At 42.9% G+C, this 19,257-nt stretch carries 16 protein-coding genes; 8 read left to right on the plus strand and 8 right to left on the minus strand.

Annotated features, from left to right (window positions below):
* The first annotated feature begins 20 nt into the window (after positions 1-20).
* Complete coding sequence (locus tag ACRRMM_RS18360) at positions 21-1,697, plus strand: hypothetical protein (protein ID WP_099496966.1); 1,677 nt, start codon at positions 21-23, stop codon at positions 1,695-1,697.
* 15 nt (positions 1,698-1,712) lie between these two features.
* Here ACRRMM_RS18360 and ACRRMM_RS18365 read toward each other — a convergent pair whose 3' ends face one another.
* Entirely contained in the window at positions 1,713-2,612 is a 900-nt protein-coding gene (locus ACRRMM_RS18365) for a LysR family transcriptional regulator (RefSeq protein WP_017359912.1), read from the minus strand.
* Between the two features lie 171 nt (positions 2,613-2,783).
* On the opposite strand from ACRRMM_RS18365, the gene ACRRMM_RS18370 reads away from it, so the two are divergent.
* The 7 genes from ACRRMM_RS18370 to ACRRMM_RS18400 all read left to right on the plus strand — a co-directional run bounded on the left by ACRRMM_RS18370 (position 2,784) and on the right by ACRRMM_RS18400 (position 12,378).
* Positions 2,784-3,779 (plus strand): LacI family DNA-binding transcriptional regulator, encoded by a 996-nt coding sequence (locus tag ACRRMM_RS18370; RefSeq protein WP_024720441.1) that lies wholly within the window; start codon positions 2,784-2,786, stop codon positions 3,777-3,779.
* A 172-nt stretch (positions 3,780-3,951) separates the two neighbouring features.
* Complete coding sequence (locus ACRRMM_RS18375; protein WP_428828695.1) at positions 3,952-5,217, plus strand: extracellular solute-binding protein; 1,266 nt, start codon at positions 3,952-3,954, stop codon at positions 5,215-5,217.
* A gap of 145 nt (positions 5,218-5,362) precedes the next feature.
* Positions 5,363-6,601: a carbohydrate ABC transporter permease gene (locus tag ACRRMM_RS18380; protein ID WP_007497272.1), complete on the plus strand. Its 1,239-nt coding sequence runs from the start codon at positions 5,363-5,365 to the stop codon at positions 6,599-6,601.
* 1 nt (position 6,602) lies between these two features.
* Entirely contained in the window at positions 6,603-7,445 is an 843-nt protein-coding gene (locus ACRRMM_RS18385) for a sugar ABC transporter permease (RefSeq protein WP_007497274.1), read from the plus strand.
* A gap of 11 nt (positions 7,446-7,456) precedes the next feature.
* The gene (locus tag ACRRMM_RS18390) at positions 7,457-8,665 is read left to right on the plus strand and encodes a glycoside hydrolase family 53 protein (RefSeq protein WP_099496969.1); all 1,209 of its coding nucleotides are present in this window, start codon (positions 7,457-7,459) and stop codon (positions 8,663-8,665) included.
* A 23-nt stretch (positions 8,666-8,688) separates the two neighbouring features.
* Positions 8,689-10,755: a beta-galactosidase gene (locus tag ACRRMM_RS18395; RefSeq protein ID WP_428828696.1), complete on the plus strand. Its 2,067-nt coding sequence runs from the start codon at positions 8,689-8,691 to the stop codon at positions 10,753-10,755.
* Between the two features lie 294 nt (positions 10,756-11,049).
* Complete coding sequence (locus tag ACRRMM_RS18400) at positions 11,050-12,378, plus strand: CitMHS family transporter (protein WP_035390026.1); 1,329 nt, start codon at positions 11,050-11,052, stop codon at positions 12,376-12,378.
* Positions 12,379-12,421: 43 nt separating this feature from the next.
* On the opposite strand, the gene ACRRMM_RS18405 is transcribed toward ACRRMM_RS18400, so the two are convergent.
* The 7 genes from ACRRMM_RS18405 to ACRRMM_RS18435 all read right to left on the minus strand — a co-directional run bounded on the left by ACRRMM_RS18405 (position 12,422) and on the right by ACRRMM_RS18435 (position 19,185).
* Positions 12,422-12,850, minus strand: coding sequence for a DUF4064 domain-containing protein (locus tag ACRRMM_RS18405; RefSeq protein ID WP_007497283.1), 429 nt, complete (start codon positions 12,848-12,850; stop codon positions 12,422-12,424).
* A gap of 26 nt (positions 12,851-12,876) precedes the next feature.
* The gene (locus tag ACRRMM_RS18410; RefSeq protein WP_428828697.1) at positions 12,877-13,827 is read right to left on the minus strand and encodes an ABC transporter permease subunit; all 951 of its coding nucleotides are present in this window, start codon (positions 13,825-13,827) and stop codon (positions 12,877-12,879) included.
* The gene (locus tag ACRRMM_RS18415) at positions 13,824-14,753 is read right to left on the minus strand and encodes an ABC transporter ATP-binding protein (RefSeq protein WP_008347360.1); all 930 of its coding nucleotides are present in this window, start codon (positions 14,751-14,753) and stop codon (positions 13,824-13,826) included. The genes ACRRMM_RS18410 and ACRRMM_RS18415 overlap by 4 nt, the downstream gene beginning before the upstream one ends.
* A gap of 329 nt (positions 14,754-15,082) precedes the next feature.
* Positions 15,083-15,421 (minus strand): zinc ribbon domain-containing protein YjdM, encoded by a 339-nt coding sequence (locus ACRRMM_RS18420; RefSeq protein WP_017359922.1) that lies wholly within the window; start codon positions 15,419-15,421, stop codon positions 15,083-15,085.
* Between the two features lie 93 nt (positions 15,422-15,514).
* Positions 15,515-16,654, minus strand: coding sequence for a glycerate kinase (locus ACRRMM_RS18425; protein WP_428828698.1), 1,140 nt, complete (start codon positions 16,652-16,654; stop codon positions 15,515-15,517).
* A gap of 29 nt (positions 16,655-16,683) precedes the next feature.
* Positions 16,684-17,955: a GntP family permease gene (locus ACRRMM_RS18430; RefSeq protein ID WP_035703981.1), complete on the minus strand. Its 1,272-nt coding sequence runs from the start codon at positions 17,953-17,955 to the stop codon at positions 16,684-16,686.
* A 117-nt stretch (positions 17,956-18,072) separates the two neighbouring features.
* Positions 18,073-19,185 carry a CdaR family transcriptional regulator gene (locus ACRRMM_RS18435; RefSeq protein WP_057078842.1) on the minus strand — a complete coding sequence of 371 codons (1,113 nt, stop codon included), beginning with the start codon at positions 19,183-19,185 and terminating at the stop codon, positions 18,073-18,075.
* Between the last annotated feature and the right edge of the window lie 72 nt (positions 19,186-19,257).

Here is a 19,257-nt window from a genome sequence, read left to right on the forward strand (position 1 = left end):
ATTTGAAAGGAGATCTGTTTGTGGGATATATGTTGTTATTTTCGGTTGTGATCGGTCTTGTCCTGACCCTTTTGCTCACACCACTCAGGTTAATCGTTAGAAAAAAAGGGACTGAACAACAGGTGCCGCTTATGTGGATTGCGGGACTTGCCCTGCTGTTTATCATCGGGATTTTCGGCTTCTACTACATCACCAATTTAGACCGCAACCCATCATCACTGTGGCTCATTGGACTTGTTGTGACAGCAGCAGGTGCCTTTTTATCAGTGGGATTGGAGCGGAAGATCAAGGGCGTTTTATTTCTCATATTATTGTTGCTCGGTGTTTATATGGCAACCGCTTTTCTATTCAATGCAAATGAGAAATTCGACGTGTCTAAGATGGATCAAAAAGTCGAAATCAAAGCGTTTGATGAGACAGAAACACCTGCGAGTGTACCACCGCAATTTGCTCGCAATAAGATGAAGAAATCGTTCGGACAGGTGCCAAACACGAGCTACTACGAGCTGGGTAGCTTGCAAATTCAGAAGGTCAATGGTGAGTATGTGTATATCGCTCCCGTCGAGTTCTCCGATTTCTTTAAATGGATTCGTTCTGGTAGCACACCGGGTTACTTTACATTAAGTGCGACCGACTCATCTGCCAATCCAAAGTTTGTGAAAACCGAGATGGTCTATACGCCTTCTTCCTATTTCAATAAGGAAATTGAGCGGCATATCCGTCTTCAGTACCCAGATTTGATTTTCTATGGAGACACGCAGCTAGAGATCAATGATGATGGCAAGCCTTATTACATCCAAACATTTGGGGATTTCATCACTGCACGAAACGGGTTTAAAGCTTCAGGTGTGGTTGTTGTGGATGCCAAAACAGGTGAAACGAAGAAATACGCCTTAGACAAAGTACCAGCCTTTATTGATGGCGCTGTTTCGCCAGAGGCTGTCAGTCTGCAGAATAGTTACTTCGGCAACTATGTACATGGTTTCTGGAACAGCCTCTTTGGAAAATCAGATGTGAAGCTGCCTTCTGATGAGGGGACTGAAGCCAATGTAAGTCCGGTGTTTGATTCAAAAGGGGATATGTATTACTTCACAGATTTCACGAGTCCAAAAGAGGGCGTTGATTCCATGCTCGGGTATGCACTAACAAATGCCCGAACAGGAAAAGCCACGTATTATACGGGTAATCTTGAAGAATCCTACATGGATTCACAAGGAGCTTTGCAAATTATTGAGAAACGATTTATCGAGAAGAAATGGAAGGGCCGCATGCCGATTCTTTATAATTTCTACGGGGAAGCCAGCTGGCTTACACCTGTTCTCGATTCAAACGGGTTCCTGCAAAACTACTTTATTGTTTCGGCAGCCAATCCTGAGATCGCCGCATACGCTTCTACACCAAATGAAGCACTAAGAGCCTATAAAACAGCTCTTCAAAAAGGCGGTGGTACCGTCAATAGTTCATCAAAGCAAGAAAAGAAAGAGTCAACAGGTAAAGTGAAAAGGGTGTATAAGGAAAAGACCGGTGATTATACAACCGTCACCTTCTTACTAGACGATGGGAAAAACTACACGATGTCTTCTGAAAAAGAGCCTCTTATTATTTATTTAAAAGAAGGGGATCAAGTCATCATGAAGTACACAGATACAGGTGAGATTTTCCTACCAGTCGATGAAATCAACATCAAAGGATTATAAAAAAAGACGTTTCTCCTACTGCGGAGAAGCGTCTTTTCTCTCTTTTCTCAACAACTCAACAAGCAATTCCTTATTCTTATTCCCACCTGTCATCGGGGATTCAACATAGGAAAATGTCCGTTTAAAGTCCATTCCCCTCACAGAAATGACAGCCAATTCCCCTCCAATGCTGCCCCGCTGGAGGACATATTTAGATAAAACAGACAGCCCCATTCCATGAATGACAGCTTCTTTAATCGCTTGATTGCTGCTAAATGTCACAAAGGTCCGCGCTTTCAGTCCATTTGATTTCAGGACGTGCTGTAAGTATTCTCCTGTCCCAGATCCTTCTTCTCTTGTGATCCATGTTTCATTTTGCAATTGATCAATGGTGACATCCTTTTTCTTTGCAAACGGATGGTCTAATGGGGCAACGATATACAGTTCATCCTCTAGAAACGTTTCTACAGAGAGTTCTTTGTCATTGGTTTGTCCTTCAATCAGTCCGATGTCGACATGGAATAAGCGAACATGTCTGGCAATCGCCTCTGTATTATCAATGACTACCTCAATATCAACATGCGGATAAAGCTGATGAAATTGTGCCAAGATTTGCGGCAGCACATACTCCCCAATGGTAAAACTCGCTCCAATCGTGAGCTTCCCTCGTGCCAGATGATGATGCTCATAAATATCCTGCTTCGCCTGTTCATATAAACGAATGATTTGTTTTGATCGATGGTACAGCATATCCCCAGTTGGCGTCACCGTTAATTGCTTTGGCGAACGATTGAGCAGAACCGTCTGAAATTCCTGCTCCAAGTTCTTAATGTGAAGACTGACACTCGGTTGAGAAATCCGCAGCTTCTGGGCTGCTTTTGTAAAGTTCTTCTCTTCCACAACTGTCACAAATGTCTTCAGTGCATCATAATACATCTGTCCCTCTCCTATCAGAAATCTTAATCCTACATCTTCAATACATATATTTTACTAATTCCTTTCCAACTCGTAAAGAACAGTCTAAACCAATCAATTTAATAAAAATATTTACTAATTTTTTTAAAGACTCTATACTGAAAGGAGATATTTTCTATAGGAGGTGCTGACTTGGCAGCTAAAATAAAGGACATTGCGGAAAAAGCCGGATTATCCATCGCCACCGTGTCTCGCGTATTGAATCAAGATCCCAACCTATCGGTTACGGATCAAACACGTGAGAGAGTATACGCGGCAGCAGAAGCTTTGTCCTATCAAAAAAAGACATTCAAACATTCACTAAAAAAAATTGCCTTTCTCTATTGGATGACCGAAAAAGAAGAGCTTGAAGATATTTATTTTAAATCCATTCGTCTAGGCATTGAGGAACTCACCAATACCAGAAGCTTAAATGTTACCGCTTACAACCCGTCTGATGGTCTTCAATCGATTGATCCTTCTACAGAAGGCATCATCGCCATCGGTCGATTTAAAAAAACTGAGCTGGATCAATTATATGCGATCACAAAACACATCGTCTTTATTGATACATCACCAGATGAAGACCGCTTTGATTCTGTGAAACCAAACCTGAAACGAATTGTAGAAAAGATTATTGATTCTTTTATCGAAAAACAGCACACATCCATCGGATTTATTGGCGGGACAGATCTTGATCTCAATACAAATAGACGTATTCCAGATATTCGTGAAACGACCTTCCGCCAGTACATGACAGCACACAACAAACTGGATGAACAATTGGTCTATATCGGTCACCACTTCTCTGTAGATGAAGGCTATTCATTGATGATGAAGGCGATCGACGAGCTCGGCGATCACCTGCCAACCGCTTTTTGTGTCGCAAGTGATCCTCTTGCGATAGGCTGTTTACAAGCATTAAATGAACGCGGTTTTTCTTTACCAAATCGAGTGAGTGTCTTTAGTATCAACGATATTCACGTCTCTCAATATGTGTCACCACCGCTCACAACTTATCACATCCATACCTCTTTACTTTGCGAAACAGCTGTCGATTTACTTTTAGAAAGACTTGTTGATGGCAGAACATTACCAAAAACCGTGCTGATTGCCTCAGAACCTGTCTTTCGGAAAAGCACGATATAAACAGCTGGAAGGCCTGCCGTATATGGTGGGCTTCTTTTCTCTTTATTTCAGTAAAAATTTTTACTTAATAAATTTAATAAAATGTGTTTACTTTTTTTACTCAAGTTGATATTCTCACATTAAGAAAGCGTTTTCTTATCATCTGTGAAAAAAGAACGAGAGGGGATTACGAATGAAAAAGGGAAAATGGGCGACATTATCGGCAGTCGTTGGTACTGCTGTGCTTCTGCTGTCAGCATGCGGACCAGGAGATGACAATTCAAGCGGTACACAGCCGGCATCTACAGGTACAAAGACCTTGCTAGTGTGGGAGGATGTCAAAAAGTCTGATGGGATTCAAGACGCTGTCAAAGAATTTGAAAAACAAAACGACGTGAAAGTCAAAGTAGTCGAAAAAGCATATGCCGACCAAATTGAAGCGCTTCGTCTTGATGGCGCAGCCGGCACTGGTCCAGATGTCATCACCATGCCTCACGACCAAATTGGATCAGCTGTCACAGAGGGATTGTTACAAGAAATCAAACCAGATCAAAAAGTAATCAATTCCTTCACAGACGAATCGATTCAATCACAAACGGTAGATGGTAAGCTGTATGGCCTGCCAAAATCCGTTGAAACCACTGTGCTTTTCTATAACAAAGACCTTGTGAAAAAGGCACCAACGACACTCGATGGCTGGTATGACCTTTCGAAAAAGCTGACAAAGGACGGGAAATACGGTTTTGTTGCGAAGTGGGATGAAATTTATTACGCACAAAGTGTATTAGGCGGTTCAGGCGGCTATATTTTCAAACAGAAAAACGATGGGTCTTATGACGTCAATGATATTGGTCTTAATAACGATGGTGCCATCGAAGGCGGAAAATACATTCAGACATTCTTTAGCGAAGGTCTTTTCCCGAAAGGCATCATTGGTGAGCAAGGAATCAATGTCCTCAATTCCTTATTCACTGAGAAAAAGGCAGCGGCTGTGATTTCTGGTCCATGGTCATTTGGTCCTTATAAAGAAGGGGGTATCGACTATGGCGTGACGGAACTGCCAACACTCCCTAACGGAAAACATATGAGCTCGTTCTTAGGTGTAAAGAGCTACAACGTCTCCTCTTATTCTAAAAATAAAGAACTTGCCGAGAAATTTGTTGAGTTTATCACGAACGAAAAAAATTCGAAAAAGCGCTTTGAAGTCACAGAGGAAATTCCACCAGTGAAAAAGCTGATGAAAGACCCAGTCATTACTGAAAACGCAAATGCGGATGCTGTTTCAAAGCAAACGAAATATGCCACGCTGACACCGAACAATCCAGAGATGGCAGAGGTGTGGAAACCGATTGACAGCGCATTAGGGCTGATTGCGACTGGCCGTACCGATGTGAAAAAGGCATTTGATGATGCGGTTAAACAAATCGACTCGCAAATTAAAGCGAATCACTCCAAATAAACATCAAGCGCAGGTAGCTGTTCATCTATCATGCTGCCTGCACTTGATCTAATTTCATATGAAGTAGGTGTTAGACGTGACGGGTAACCTTGAACTAGACCGCACACACATAGTGGAATCAAAGACACACCGGAGACGGGCGCTAATGTTCTCTCTTATACCCGGGATGGGGCAAATATACAACAAACAGTATGGCAAAGGGGCACTCTTTTTCCTGTTTGGCGTTTCTTTTCTAGTAGTGTTTTATGATTTATTCAATATTGGCTTCTGGGGGCTGTTCACACTTGGTACGATGCTGCCTCGTGACAACTCTGTTTTCCTTTTAGCAAAAGGAATTATTGCACTTTTAACAGCTGGATTTGGCATCGGTTTTTATGTACTCATGATACGAGATGCATTTATGAACGGAAAGAAACGTGATCAAGGGGTTCCGCTTCATTCCATCCGTGCTCAATACCATCAGCTCATTGATCAAGGCTTTCCTTACTTAATGAGCACTCCTGCTTTCTTTTTACTTCTATTCTCTGTTGTCTTTCCTATTATGTTCAGCTTTGCGCTGGCCTTTACAAACTATGATTTATACCACTCGCCTCCTGCCAATCTCATCGATTGGGTAGGCATCAAAAACTTTCAAAATATCTTTTCAATCGATATTTGGAGAGACACATTCATTGATGTACTAGGCTGGACGGTCGTATGGACGTTGGCTGCATCGACCCTTCAATGTGCTGTCGGCATTTTCCTAGCGGTTCTGCTCAATCAAAAAGATTTAAAAGGAAAACGGTTTTTCAGAACGATTTTGATTCTGCCGTGGGCTGTTCCAGGATTTGTGACCATTTTGGTGTTTGCTGGATTGTTTAATGACACGTTTGGTGCGATCAACAATACCCTTTTTGCATCGATTGGAATTGATCCAAAACCATGGCTGACAGATCCATTTTGGAGCAAAATCGCTCTTATTGCGATGCAGACTTGGCTTGGTTTTCCTTTTGTGTTCATTATGACAACTGGCGTTTTGCAGGCCATTCCTGAAGATTTATACGAGGCTGCAACCATTGATGGGGCAAATTTCTTTCAGAAATTCCGTTCCATCACATTACCGCTTGTCCTCTATTCAATTGCACCTATATTAATCACGCAATATACGTTTAACTTTAACAACTTTAATATCATCTACTTATTTAATGGCGGAGGACCGCCTGTGGCTGGCTCAACTGCTGGGGGCACAGACATCTTGGTGTCTTGGATTTACAAACTGACGATGCAGTCTTCTCAATATGCACTCGCTGCCGCTGTTACGATCTTACTATCAATCTTCGTCATTGCCATTGCACTTTGGCAGTTTAAGAGAACGAATTCATTCAAAGAGGAGGACATGATGTGATATGGGATCAAAACAAAATAAGCTCATTCGCCTGAGTATCACCTATTTCATCCTTTTCATTGCCTCCGTTTGTATTCTATATCCACTCCTTTGGACGATCGGCGCTTCCTTTAATCCTGGGAACAGCCTGATGAGCACAAGCATGTTTCCGAAGAATCCAACGTTCAGCCACTTTACAGAACTCTTCTTCGGTCAGGGAGCACTTTATGCAAAATGGTATTGGAACTCAATGAAAATCAGTATTGCAACTATGCTCTTAACGTTGATCCTTGTCAGCTTTACAGGCTATGCCTTTTCTAGGTTCCGATTCAAAGGACGCAAGAATGGACTGATGCTATTTTTGCTGCTGCAAATGATTCCTCAATTTTCAGCGCTGATTGCCATATTTGTATTGGCTCAAATGCTTGGACTCATTAACAGCCACCTCGCATTGATTTTGATTTATGCAGGCGGACAAATTCCGATGAATACGTATTTAATGAAAGGCTATCTTGATGCGATTCCAAAGGATCTCGATGAATCAGCCAGAATGGATGGCGCAGGGCATTTCCGGATTTTCATCCAAATTATTATGCCACTTGCCAAGCCGATTTTAGCCGTTGTTGCCATCAACTCATTTACAGGACCGCTCGGTGATTTCATTATCTCCAGTGTCATTGTCCGCTCACCCGAAATGTATACGCTCCCAATCGGTCTATACAATCTTGTATCAGACAAAATGGGTGCTAGCTACACGACCTTTGCAGCAGGGGCTTTACTCATTGCGATTCCAGTTGCTTTATTGTTTCTTGTTTTACAAAAACAATTTGTATCCGGCCTCACACAAGGCGGGACAAAAGGATAAGGGGAGATTTGATGAAGAAATGGTTGCTTGTCACTGTTGTCGTTTTCTTTCTGATGGGGTTAGGTATTCTGCCTGAAGCAAAGGCTGATACGATTTCGGTGAAACCGATCAATGGATTGCAAGGTGATTTCATCAAAGGAGCCGATATCTCCATGCTCGCAGAAGTGGAGCGAAGCGGCGGCAAATACTACAACCAAAACTGGCAGCAGGTTGATCCGCTCAAGCTATTAAAAGAGAAAGGTGTCAACTATGTGCGCATCAGACTCTGGAACCATCCATACGACAACCAAGGCCGTGCCTATAACGGGGGGACAAACGATTTAAATACCGCCATTGCTCTCTCGAAACGTGCAAAAGCACAAAACATGAAAGTGCTGCTTGATTTTCACTACAGTGATTTCTGGACCGATCCCGGTAAACAGTTCAAACCGAAAGCTTGGACCAATCTCTCCCAAAGCGATTTAGAAAAAGCTGTTGGCACTTACACAAGCGATGTACTTAAAGCGATGAAAGCACAAAATGCCCTACCAAATATGGTACAGGTCGGGAATGAATTAAATTCAGGTATGCTTTGGCCGAACGGAAAGAGCTGGGGTGAAGACGGCGGTGAATTTGACCGACTCGCTGCTTTGCTAAAAGCGGGAACAAATGCTGTCCGCTCTGTCGATTCAAACATCAAAGTCATGCTTCATCTTGCACATGGAGGGGACAATGGTGCATCTCGCTGGTGGTTTGATGAAATCACCAAACGAGGCGTTTCGTTCGATACGATCGGTTTATCTTACTACCCGTATTGGGACGGGGGATTTAGCGGTCTTACTAACAACATGAATGATATTAGCGCCCGCTATAACAAAGATGTCATCGTGGTAGAAACCGCCTACGGCTTTACAACAGCAAATGGTGATAACCTCGATAACTCATTTAACCAAGATTCAGTCAATACGGCCGGTTATCCAGCATCACCACAAGGGCAGGCATCTTTTATACGAGATCTATCAGAAAAAATTTCACAAGTGAAAAACAATCGTGGGAAAGGGTTCTTTTATTGGGAGCCGCTTTGGATTCCAGCAAAAGGTGCGCCGTGGTCTAGTCAATACGGGCTCGCTTATATTCAAACAACCGGCACAGTCGGGAATGCTTGGGAAAATCAGGCCATGTTTGATTTCAACGGAAAAGCCCTGCCTTCTCTTGATGTATTTAAACAAATGACACCGTAATTAAACAGATAGGACGTGACAAAATGGGAAAGCGTTACCCACTCGTCCACCCAAATGTGAAAGGCTTTTTGCATGGTGGCGACTATAATCCTGATCAATGGCTTCATATGCCGGAGATCATTGACGAAGATTTTCGATTAATGAAGCTTGCACACTGTCAAACATTCTCCATCAACATTTTCGCTTGGAGCAAGCTCGAGCCAAAAGAAGGGGAATATGATTTTGCCTGGCTGGATGATATCATGGATCGCTTGGCAGCGCAGGGAGCTCACGCCATTCTCGCCACGCCAAGCGGAGCAAGACCTGCTTGGCTCTCGCAAACATATCCAGAAGTCTTACGCGTTGAAGCAAACCGCCAGCGCAACTTACACGGACTTCGCCATAATCATTGCTTCACCTCACCGGTTTATCGAGAAAAAACGAATACACTCAATCGTTTGCTTGCTGAACGCTACAAGGACCATCCAGCGCTGATCATGTGGCACATTTCAAATGAATACGGCGGCGAATGTCATTGTGATCTTTGCCAAGAAGCATTTAGAGACTATTTGAAAGACAAATACAACCATGACCTTGAAGCTTTGAATCAAGCATGGTGGACGGGATTTTGGAGCCACACCTTTACCGATTGGTCGCAAATCGAGTCACCTGCACCGCACGGGGAGCACATGATTCATGGCATGAACCTAGACTGGAAGCGTTTTGTCACAGCACAAACGATCAATTTTTATCAAAATGAGATTGAACCGCTGAGAGAATTAACACCTCATGTGCCAGTAACCACCAATTTTATGGGCGACTATCCGCATATGCGTCCATTCCTTGGACTGGATTATCATCAATTTGCAAAAGAAGTCGACGTGATCTCATGGGATAGCTATCCAGCATGGCATAGCGGCAGAGAATCCACTGCAGAATTAGCGTCAAACGTCGCCTTCGTTCATGATTTGTATCGTTCATTAAAGGGCGGTCAGCCGTTTCTTGTGATGGAAAGCACACCAAGCCTCGTGAACTGGCATGAAGTGAATAAGGTGAAGCATAAAGGAATGGCACACCTCTCTGCCATGCAGGCGATTGCCCACGGGTCCGACTCCGTCCTTTATTTCCAGTGGAGACAAGGCCGAGGCGCCTCTGAAAAATTCCATGGAGCCGTTGTGGATCATTCAGGACATGAACACACGCGTGTGTTTCAAGAAGTCGCTGATTTAGGAAAACAGCTGGAGCAGCTTCAGCCGATTGCAGGTACATCCGTTCAACCAGAAGTCGCCATCATATATGATTGGGAAAACCATTGGGCAATTGATGATGCGCAAGGCTTAAATAATACCAACAAACGCTATGTAGAGGCTTGCCAAACTCACTATCGCAGTTTCTGGAAAAAGGGCATCCCTATTGATATTGTCGGGATGGAAAAGGATTTCTCATCCTATCGAGTGCTTGTGGGGCCAATGCTCTACATGATCAAACCAGGCGTGGCAGAAAAGATCGAAGCATTTGTCAAAGAGGGCGGCATTTTTGTAGCAACGTACTGGAGCGGCATGGTCGATGAAAACGACCTCTGTTTCCTCGGTGGTTTCCCCGGTCCTCTCCGTCATGTACTTGGTATTTGGGCGGAAGAGATCAACACATTGATGCCAGATGAACACGTCTTAATGACCACAGGAAATGGACGCACTTATCATGTCGGCCAATATTGCGAATCCATTCACCCAGAATCAGCCTCTGTGTTAGGGCATTTTGAGAATGGCTGCTATGAAGGACAGCCCGCCCTTACTGTCCGTCCATTTGGCAAAGGGAAAGCATACTATATGGCTTCTGAAAATGAGCAGGCGTTTTATGATGATTTTTACGAAGACCTTATCACAGGAATAGGTATACAACCGATCCTAACCTCTTCGATTCCAGAGGGCGTCAGCGTCCAGAAACGAACAGATGGATCGCAGGACTTTGTGTTTATGATGAATTTTACAGAACAGCAACAGAACATTTCACTAGATTCAGCGGAAAGCTATGAAAATATGCTGACTGGACAGCATACATCTCAACAGTTACAACTGAATCCTTACGAATACGTTATTTTGAAAAAATAGCGTGAAAGAAGCGTCCATCCAAAGGGCGCTTTTTACTTTTAAGTGAATCTAAATACCTATAAAATCTCTTCCGGTAGTAGATTACCAATAGAATCATTATTTTTTATCTAAATTTTTTGACATATTGAACACCGCGCCACGATTGGATTCACCATCCTTTTTTACCATTGTATAGGTATGAAAGCGGTTGCCTAATACTCATATTTTTGATACTCTTTTTTTCAATGCAGATGTGGGACTGCATTGGTATAAAAACAAACAAATGTAAACGGTTTATTGTAGGGGGAGGGGCTTATGTTAACGTTTGTTGGATTGTTGATTATTTTAACGATTGTTGTTTTGCTGATTTGGGGGAAAGCGAGTCCAATTGTCGCCATGGTCATGGTGCCTTTAATAGGGGCGCTCATCGCGGGATTTGGTATCAATGACATTCAAACTTTCTTTGAACAAGGGATTATCAAAGTATTGCCAGTGGCGACCATGTTTATCTTCGCCATTTTATTTTTTGGCATTTTACAAGATACAGGGTTCTTTGAACCTGTAATTAAAGCATTAATCAAGCTGACAAAAGGAAATGTTGTCACAGTTGCGATGGGAACTGCCTTGATTGGGGTCATCGCACACTTAGACGGAGCAGGAGCTACCACCTTTTTATTAACTGTACCTGCACTGCTTCCGCTTTATAAAAAATTACATATGAGTCCTTATTTATTGCTTTTGTTAATCGGGACAAGTGCTGGATTAACCAATATGATTCCATGGGCTGGCCCCACAGGACGGGCAGCAAGTGTTCTAAATATGGACCCATCTGAACTGTGGGTACCGCTTATTCCCATTCAGCTGATCGGGGTCGTGCTCGTATTAGGAATGGCATTCATTTTAGGAAAAAGAGAAGAAAAACGAATTCGGGTGAAAATCGCCGCAAATGAAGTAGCCGCTGTCCAATTAGAAGGCGCCGATTGGGATCGTGCCATTCAATCGATCAGCGAAACAGGCGATGCGTCTTTAAAGCGTTATCACTTAATGTGGGTCAACCTCATTCTATTTTTAGCTGTTGTTGTCCTTCTTGTGCTTAACGTGATTCCTGCTAGCTATATGTTTATGATTGGTCTTTCACTAGCACTTCTGATTAACTTTCCAAATGTGAATTTACAAATGGAGCGAATAAAGGCACATGCCCCAAGTGCACTAATGATGGCAGCTGTAATTTTCTCCGCAGGTTCTTTTTTAGGAATTCTTGAAGGAACGGGCATGCTAAAGGCGATTGCAGTGGACAGTATTCACATTTTGCCAGCTTTCTTACTGCCATTTTTACATATCATTGTGGGGATATTTGGGGTTCCTCTTGATATGCTGACAAGTACAGATGCCTATTATTATGCACTCTTGCCGATTGTCGAATCGATTACATCAGAGGTTGGTGTGTCAGGAACATCTGCGGCATACGCCATGATGATTGGAAATATCATCGGCACCTTTGTCAGCCCCCTTGCACCTGCTGTATGGCTTGCCATCGGTCTTGCAGGGGTCGATATGGGGAAACATATCCGCTACTCCTTCTTTTGGATGTGGGGGTTCAGTATCGTTTTACTCATCATCGCCAAACTGATTGGCATCATATAAAAAGAAAGACATGCGCAAACCAGCGCATGTCTTTTTCATTGAATTATGAAGGATATTCACTCGTGTGAATGTCTGTTTTCGGTTTTCTAATCAGTGACATCAATCCAACGATTAGCAACAAGATCATCGGAACGAAAGCAAGACCAACAGTTCCAATTAAAAGAGTCACAGCTGAAACCAAGAAAAGAATACCAGAAAGCACGGCACGGCGGTCTGTTTTCAAGACAATCACACCAACAAGGGCTAAGACAGCCGCAATTGCGGAAACAACCATAAACTGAACGCCAAAGGCATGAACCGAAGCTTCAAGTGTTTCAACTGGCAAGGCGCTGCCTTCCTCTTGTAAAATTTCATTCATTTCTTCATAAAATGCTGGGTCCACAGAGAGCATCAATGCCCCAAAACCAACACCAATTACGTTGAGGACAATACTGATAATCCCCATAATTTTTTCACCTTTACGCTTAATCATTGATAGAAACCTCCTAAAAAGTTAAATTAACCTGTTTTTACTTCTCGCTTTTGGAAGACGATTAAAGCAACCGCCAAGAAGATGGCCCAATAAATGACTAGGACCGTTAGTGAGAAACCTAGGGACATGCCTTCGATATAAGTAGGTGTTTCTGCGAAATACTGTACAGGATCGTTGGCAAACAATAAGTATTTCGCCCAATCAAAGAAGAACATCAAAATGCTTGTGATGGATGCTCCGACAACATAGGCTAATACACTAATCGCTATGGAAATGGCCTCACTTCTAAACACCGTTGAGATGGCAAAAGAAAGTGTCCCTAATACAACAAACATAGCACAATGCGCCAAATAATAAGAGACCATATTTGCAAACTGAGACCGTTCAATGACTTCACCATTTTGATAAGCCAAATACACATAATCATTGTTTAGTCCAAAGAATATCGCGCCTAAGATAAAGGATAAGATAAATAGGACAGCGATCAGGAAAAGTGAATATAGTTGGACGGTAAAGTATTTAGACAAAAGAACCTTCAACCTGGATGGCGGACGAATCAGTAATAATTTAATTGTACCATGCTTATATTCAGCCGAGACAATTGTGGCTGCAATAATAATCACAAATACACCGACCAGCTGAAGCAAATTAGCATTTGTTTTCACATAAGTCCATGCATTTTTACCGAATTGATCGGCTGGAGGTAAATCATGTTTGATTCGATACTCATTAATCGCTATATCGGTTTCAAGGGATCTCTTATAAAATCCTATATTATCCTCTTTCAATTCTTGCTTATTTGCTTTATTGATTTCTTGCAACTCAGTTTTCCAATCACCGGATGCTTGATCTCCGTCATTTGTCTTAACAGCAAAAATCAACGTCGCAATCATACCTAAAACAAGAAGCCCAACCATAATCCAAGTACCCACACGATAACTGATTTTCATCCACTCGTTTTGAATGAGGCGAATCATACGTCTGCCTCCTTTTTACCTGTTAAGCTTAAGAACTTATCTTCTAAGGTTTGTTTTTCTATTTTGATTTCGTACAAATGAATAGAAGCTTCACTCAAATGACGAATCAATTGTGGCATTTTCTCTTCTAGGATGGAGAAGAATAAGTACTGCTCCTCTTCTCTAACTGTGATGCCTTCCTCAAATGCTTCAATGAGCTTTTGAGCTTCTTCAAGCTCACTTGATGCTACTTTCATTCGATAATTGACCAAATCATCCTGCTTCGTCTCTGCACGCTGATCCTCAATCGCAATCAGCTTTCCTTTTTGGATAATAGCAAAACGATCACACATCAATTCCATTTCTGACATGAGGTGACTTGAAACAATGACAGCAAGCCCTTCTTCCTTTGCCAGCCTTCTCAAGTAATCTCGTATCATACGAATTCCCTCTGGATCTAGTCCATTGGTCGGCTCATCTAAGATTAGCAGTTTCGGTTTATGTATCAATGCCTGAGCAATCCCCAAACGCTGCTTCATTCCTAATGAAAACGTACGGACACGCTTATGTTTCACATGCTGCAAACTAACTAGTTCTAGCAGTTCATCAATTCGACCCTCATCCACTTTTCCATTCATTCTGGCAAAATGAACAAGGTTTTGCCTTGCCGTTAAATGATTATACATTTCTGGATTTTCAATAATTGCACCGACATCTTGGATGGCATGCTGATATGAGGTTTGAATACTATGACCATTAATCAGAATGTCACCGGATGTAATGGGAGAAAGACCGACCATCATGCGAATGGTTGTCGTTTTTCCTGCGCCATTCGGCCCTAAGAAGCCAAAGACTTCGCCCGCTTGAACAGAGAAACTCAAGTCTTGAACAATCTTTTTCCCGCGAATATGCCTAGATACATTTTGCAGTTCTAAAACGTTCGTCACGTTACCTCTCCTTCTTTGTCTAAGTATCATCTATCATCTATTTCCTGATAAACACCATGATCCGTCAAAAATAGAAGAACACTTCCATATGGTACAGCAATGCCCAAAAGTTGTGAAGGGGATTAGGCAAAATTTAGAGAATCATCTGCCTTTTTTAAGGTAGAGTTAAGAAAAGCGTGAATTTTTATAAGAAAAGAGGCTTGATTTTTTTAAAAAAAGAATGATTTTCAATAGGTACATATGTATGAAATGATGTTTAAGATTATACCTTTCACCTATAAATATCGAAATAAAAAAGAGGCTGATGATCGACAGCCTCTTTTCATATATTATACTTTCTTCACAAACTCCGATTTTAACTTCATCGCGCCAAAGCTAGGAATTTTACAATCAATATTATGATCACCTTCGACTAAACGAATCCCTTTGACCTTCGTTCCTATTTTTAAAACCGAAGAAGAACCTTTGACTTTTAAATCTTTAATCACTGTGACCGTGTCACCATCACTTAATAGATTTCCATTCGCATCTTTGACAACAAGCTGTTCCTCTGCCGCTTGTTCTTGTTCTAGCGACCATTCATGCGCACACTCTGGACAAATAAGCATGCTGCCATCCTCGTATGTATAGGTTGAACTGCACGATGGACAATTCGGTAGATTAGACATTTGTGTTTCCTCCAACTTTCTTTTTCATTTAGAACCATTTTACCACATTTCTATAGAAAGAAATGTGATAGAAAAGGAAACATTTTTCATCATTTACTTATCTCTTCCAAATGTCATGACGGCCGCAATATTCCTTGCTGTTCTCTCTACATGCACACTAGCATCATGCATGGCTTCAGCCAGAGTCGTGACGCCAGGAACAATACTAAAAAGTGCATCAATGCCATGATCATGTACGACTGCACTGTCTTTTGAGAGGGACCCAGCGATGCCAATGACAGGGAGTCCATATTGTTTCGCAGCTTTGGCTACACCGATCGGCGTTTTGCCGTAAATGGTCTGCTGATCAATCCGGCCTTCCCCTGTAATGACTAGGTCAGCGTCCTTTAGTACGTCAGCAAAATGGACGGCTTTCAGTACAATATCGATTCCCTTTTGCAGATCAGCCTGTAAAAATCCTAATAAACTCGCGCCCAGTCCTCCTGCCGCTCCTGCACCTGCTGCATCACCAAAGGAGACATGAAGATGCTGCTTAGCCACTTGTGCAAAATGAGATAAATTCTTGTCCAACAGTTGAACCATTTCTGCATCTGCTCCCTTTTGAGGACCGAACACAGCAGACGCTCCTCTTTCACCCGTTAAAGGATTGTCCACATCACACGCCACTTCCAGACGGACGGATCGCAATCTTGGATCCAGTCGAGATAGATCAATAGAAGCTAATTGATTCAGTGATCCACCGCCCGGCGTGAGGTCTTGGCCTGCTTTATCGAGAAAAGAAGCACCTAAACCTTGCATCATGCCAACGCCACCATCATTTGTTGCGCTTCCGCCAAGCCCAATGATTAAATGCTTCGCTCCTTTATCCAGCGCTGCAAGCATTAATTCTCCTGTCCCTCTAGACGTCGTGAATAAGGGGTTCCGTTTTTCTGGCGGGACAAGATGTAATCCTGATGCTGCTGCCATCTCTATGACAGCTGTCTGCCCATCTCCCAACATACCAAAAAAGGCATCTACAGGTTTGCCAAGCGGGCCTGTGACCACTTGCTGCACAATGGTTCCGCCTGTCGCATCCACTAACGATTGAACTGTGCCTTCTCCTCCATCTGCCATTGGGATTTTCATATATTCTGCATATGGCAAAATAGAGCGAAATCCTCGTTCGATGGCACATGCTGTCTCATAAGCAGATAAACTTTCTTTAAATGAATCTGGTGCGATCACAATTTTCATCCAAAAACCCCTCGTTTCTCATTAAGTCCTCAGCCGAACAGCTGGAAAATACCAAAGATAATGGTCGATACCACAGTTAATGTCAAACCAATTAACGATTCAAAGGGCATTAATTTCAACCGTTCTTTTATATCCATTTGAACACTTCCCGCCGTTGCATGGAAAAAGCTTCCGTGCGGCATATGATCGAGAACAGTTGCGCCAGCGTGAATCATAGCTGCGCCTGAAAGGGCAGATACACCAAGACCAATAAGAGTTCCGCTAAATACACCACTTGCAACTGCCGTCCCTGCAGTTGTCGAAGCTGTGGCTGCCGACATAAAAATTCCAGACGTTGGTGCAAGCAAGTAAGGAGGTAATCCCGAAGCGTCAAGCGCCTGAATAAATACCTCTTTCATGGAAGAATTCGATACAATTCCAGCTAATGTGCCTGTCCCTAGTAACATGATCGCTACACCTGACATTTTATGCAGCCCTGACATCGCATAATCATTGAGAAACTTCCCTTTTTTCATGAAAAGAGCGCCAACAATTCCTCCTATTGGTAAGGCAATCATTGGATCAATATTTATTTGAAACAACGGTCTTAAGGCTAACAAGAGAATGGTCACAAGCGGGCCTATAAGCGCTTGTAGAAAACCAGGTACTTGAACCTCGCCTTGGTCAGCTCCCTCTTCCAAAACAGGTGTCCCTTTATTCGCAAGCTTTTTGGCTAATACATACGTGACGGCTATCCCGAAAATAGCCGGTATGACACCTGCCGCCATCAGGGAAGTAAGCGGTACACCAAAGGCATCAGAGGCTGCAATGGCATTCGGATTCGGTGACATGATATTCCCCGCCTTCCCTCCTCCAATCATCGCAAGTAAAATCCCCGTTTTAGAAAGTTTTGCACGCTTGGCAATGGCAAGTGCGATTGGTGCTACTGTAATGACTGCTACATCTACAAAAACACCCACCGTTGTTAAAATCATTGTTGCAAGTGCGAGTGCTAAAAGTGCCCTCGCCTCTCCAAGTTTTTTCACGATGGCCTCCGCAATAGATAACGCTGCACCCGACTCAATTAAAACCCCTGCCAGTACACCTGCCGCCATGATTCGAAGAACAGCCGGAATCATGTCCTTTGCGCCTTCCATCATGACGTTCACGGTCTGCACAACATCTACACCGCCAACCAAACCGCCAATAAATGCACCTGCCAGCATGCCATAAGCAGGTGATACTTTTTTTAGAATAAGAACAATAGCGATCACAAGCGCAGTCAATGCGCCCAATGTACTTACTGTCACATCTCCACCCATACTCCATCCCTCCTGATTGTCTTTTCTTAATTGTAAGCGTTTACCCATTGGGATCGAGTTGTGAATCCAGATGAACTTCTTTTATTTATTTCTTCTTCCAGTTGTGCAAATGCACAATTAAGACAATTGATTGTCCAATTGTGCTATGTACAGCTCCATCAACTGTTTCACATGACGAGGGTCTTTTCCGGTCAATGCCTGGATTTTATCTAAACGATATCGCAGTGTATTACGGTGAATAAATAGACGATCAACGATTCTTTGTAAATCCCCGCCCTCTTCAATGTAAACCTTTAACGTTTGAACGAGCTCCATTTCTTGTATCAGCGGATGATAAAAATCACTCCACCGTTTGCCCTCTTTGGCGGCTCTCGCTTTTATAAACAAGCTTTCAAGCTGATAAGATTCAAAGACATATATGTTTTCCTCTGGATGGAGCACCTTTCCTAACCGCAGGGCCTCTCTCGCATGCTGAAAGGACAACGGTAATTGACTCATGTCCTCAGCGACAGTTCCTACACCCACTAGCACTTGTCCATCAACTGCACCTGCCATTGTTTGTTGCAGCTGTTCGATCACATGCTTGAATTGATGGTCACATATCGGCTGTCTTAACAGGATCAATTCATGACGGAAGGTCATGCCTAGTAAATCATCCGCATTCTTATCGTATTGAATGGCATGCATCATTTTGTGTACAGTATCCTCGGACGATGGAATCGGCTGAAAAACAATAGCCATTCGCCGCTTGTCTAGATCCATTCCAAGCCAGTCAGCACGGTGCTTCAACTGATGATCACCCATGTCAGACTCGGAGATGAGCTGATTCACAATTTCACTCTCTATTCGCTGCCGCCACTGGAAGCGTTCAAGTAGAAAAGACTGCTCTAATACGAGTTCAGCTGCCATTTTCACCAGCTCGGCATGATGACGAATGTCCCCTGGCTCACCCGTAATCCCAATGACACCAACGACTTGTTCGTGAAAGCAAATAGGCAGATTGATTCCAGGTCTCACGCCTTTTAAGCGGCGGGACGTCTCCTGATCAATCTCCACACTATCTCCGCTTGACAGCACTAGACGTGCTCCATCATGTTTTTGTCCAATCCTTTTTCGTTCACCAGACCCAATAATGACACCATCTGCATTCATGACATTGATGTTTTGATGTAAAATATGCATCGTACGTTCAACCATCTCTTGCGCCAATTCACTGGTTAAAAATTGCATTCTGCATCTCTCCTGAAGGGGTTTTCATTCAATGTATCATAGTGTCATTGCACAATAAATGCAAAGCTGAAA

Origin of the sequence: Bacillus sp. XT-4 (assembly GCF_050864245.1) — a bacterium.
In the GTDB taxonomy this organism is placed as follows: Bacteria; Bacillota; Bacilli; order Bacillales; family Bacillaceae; genus Bacillus; species Bacillus altitudinis.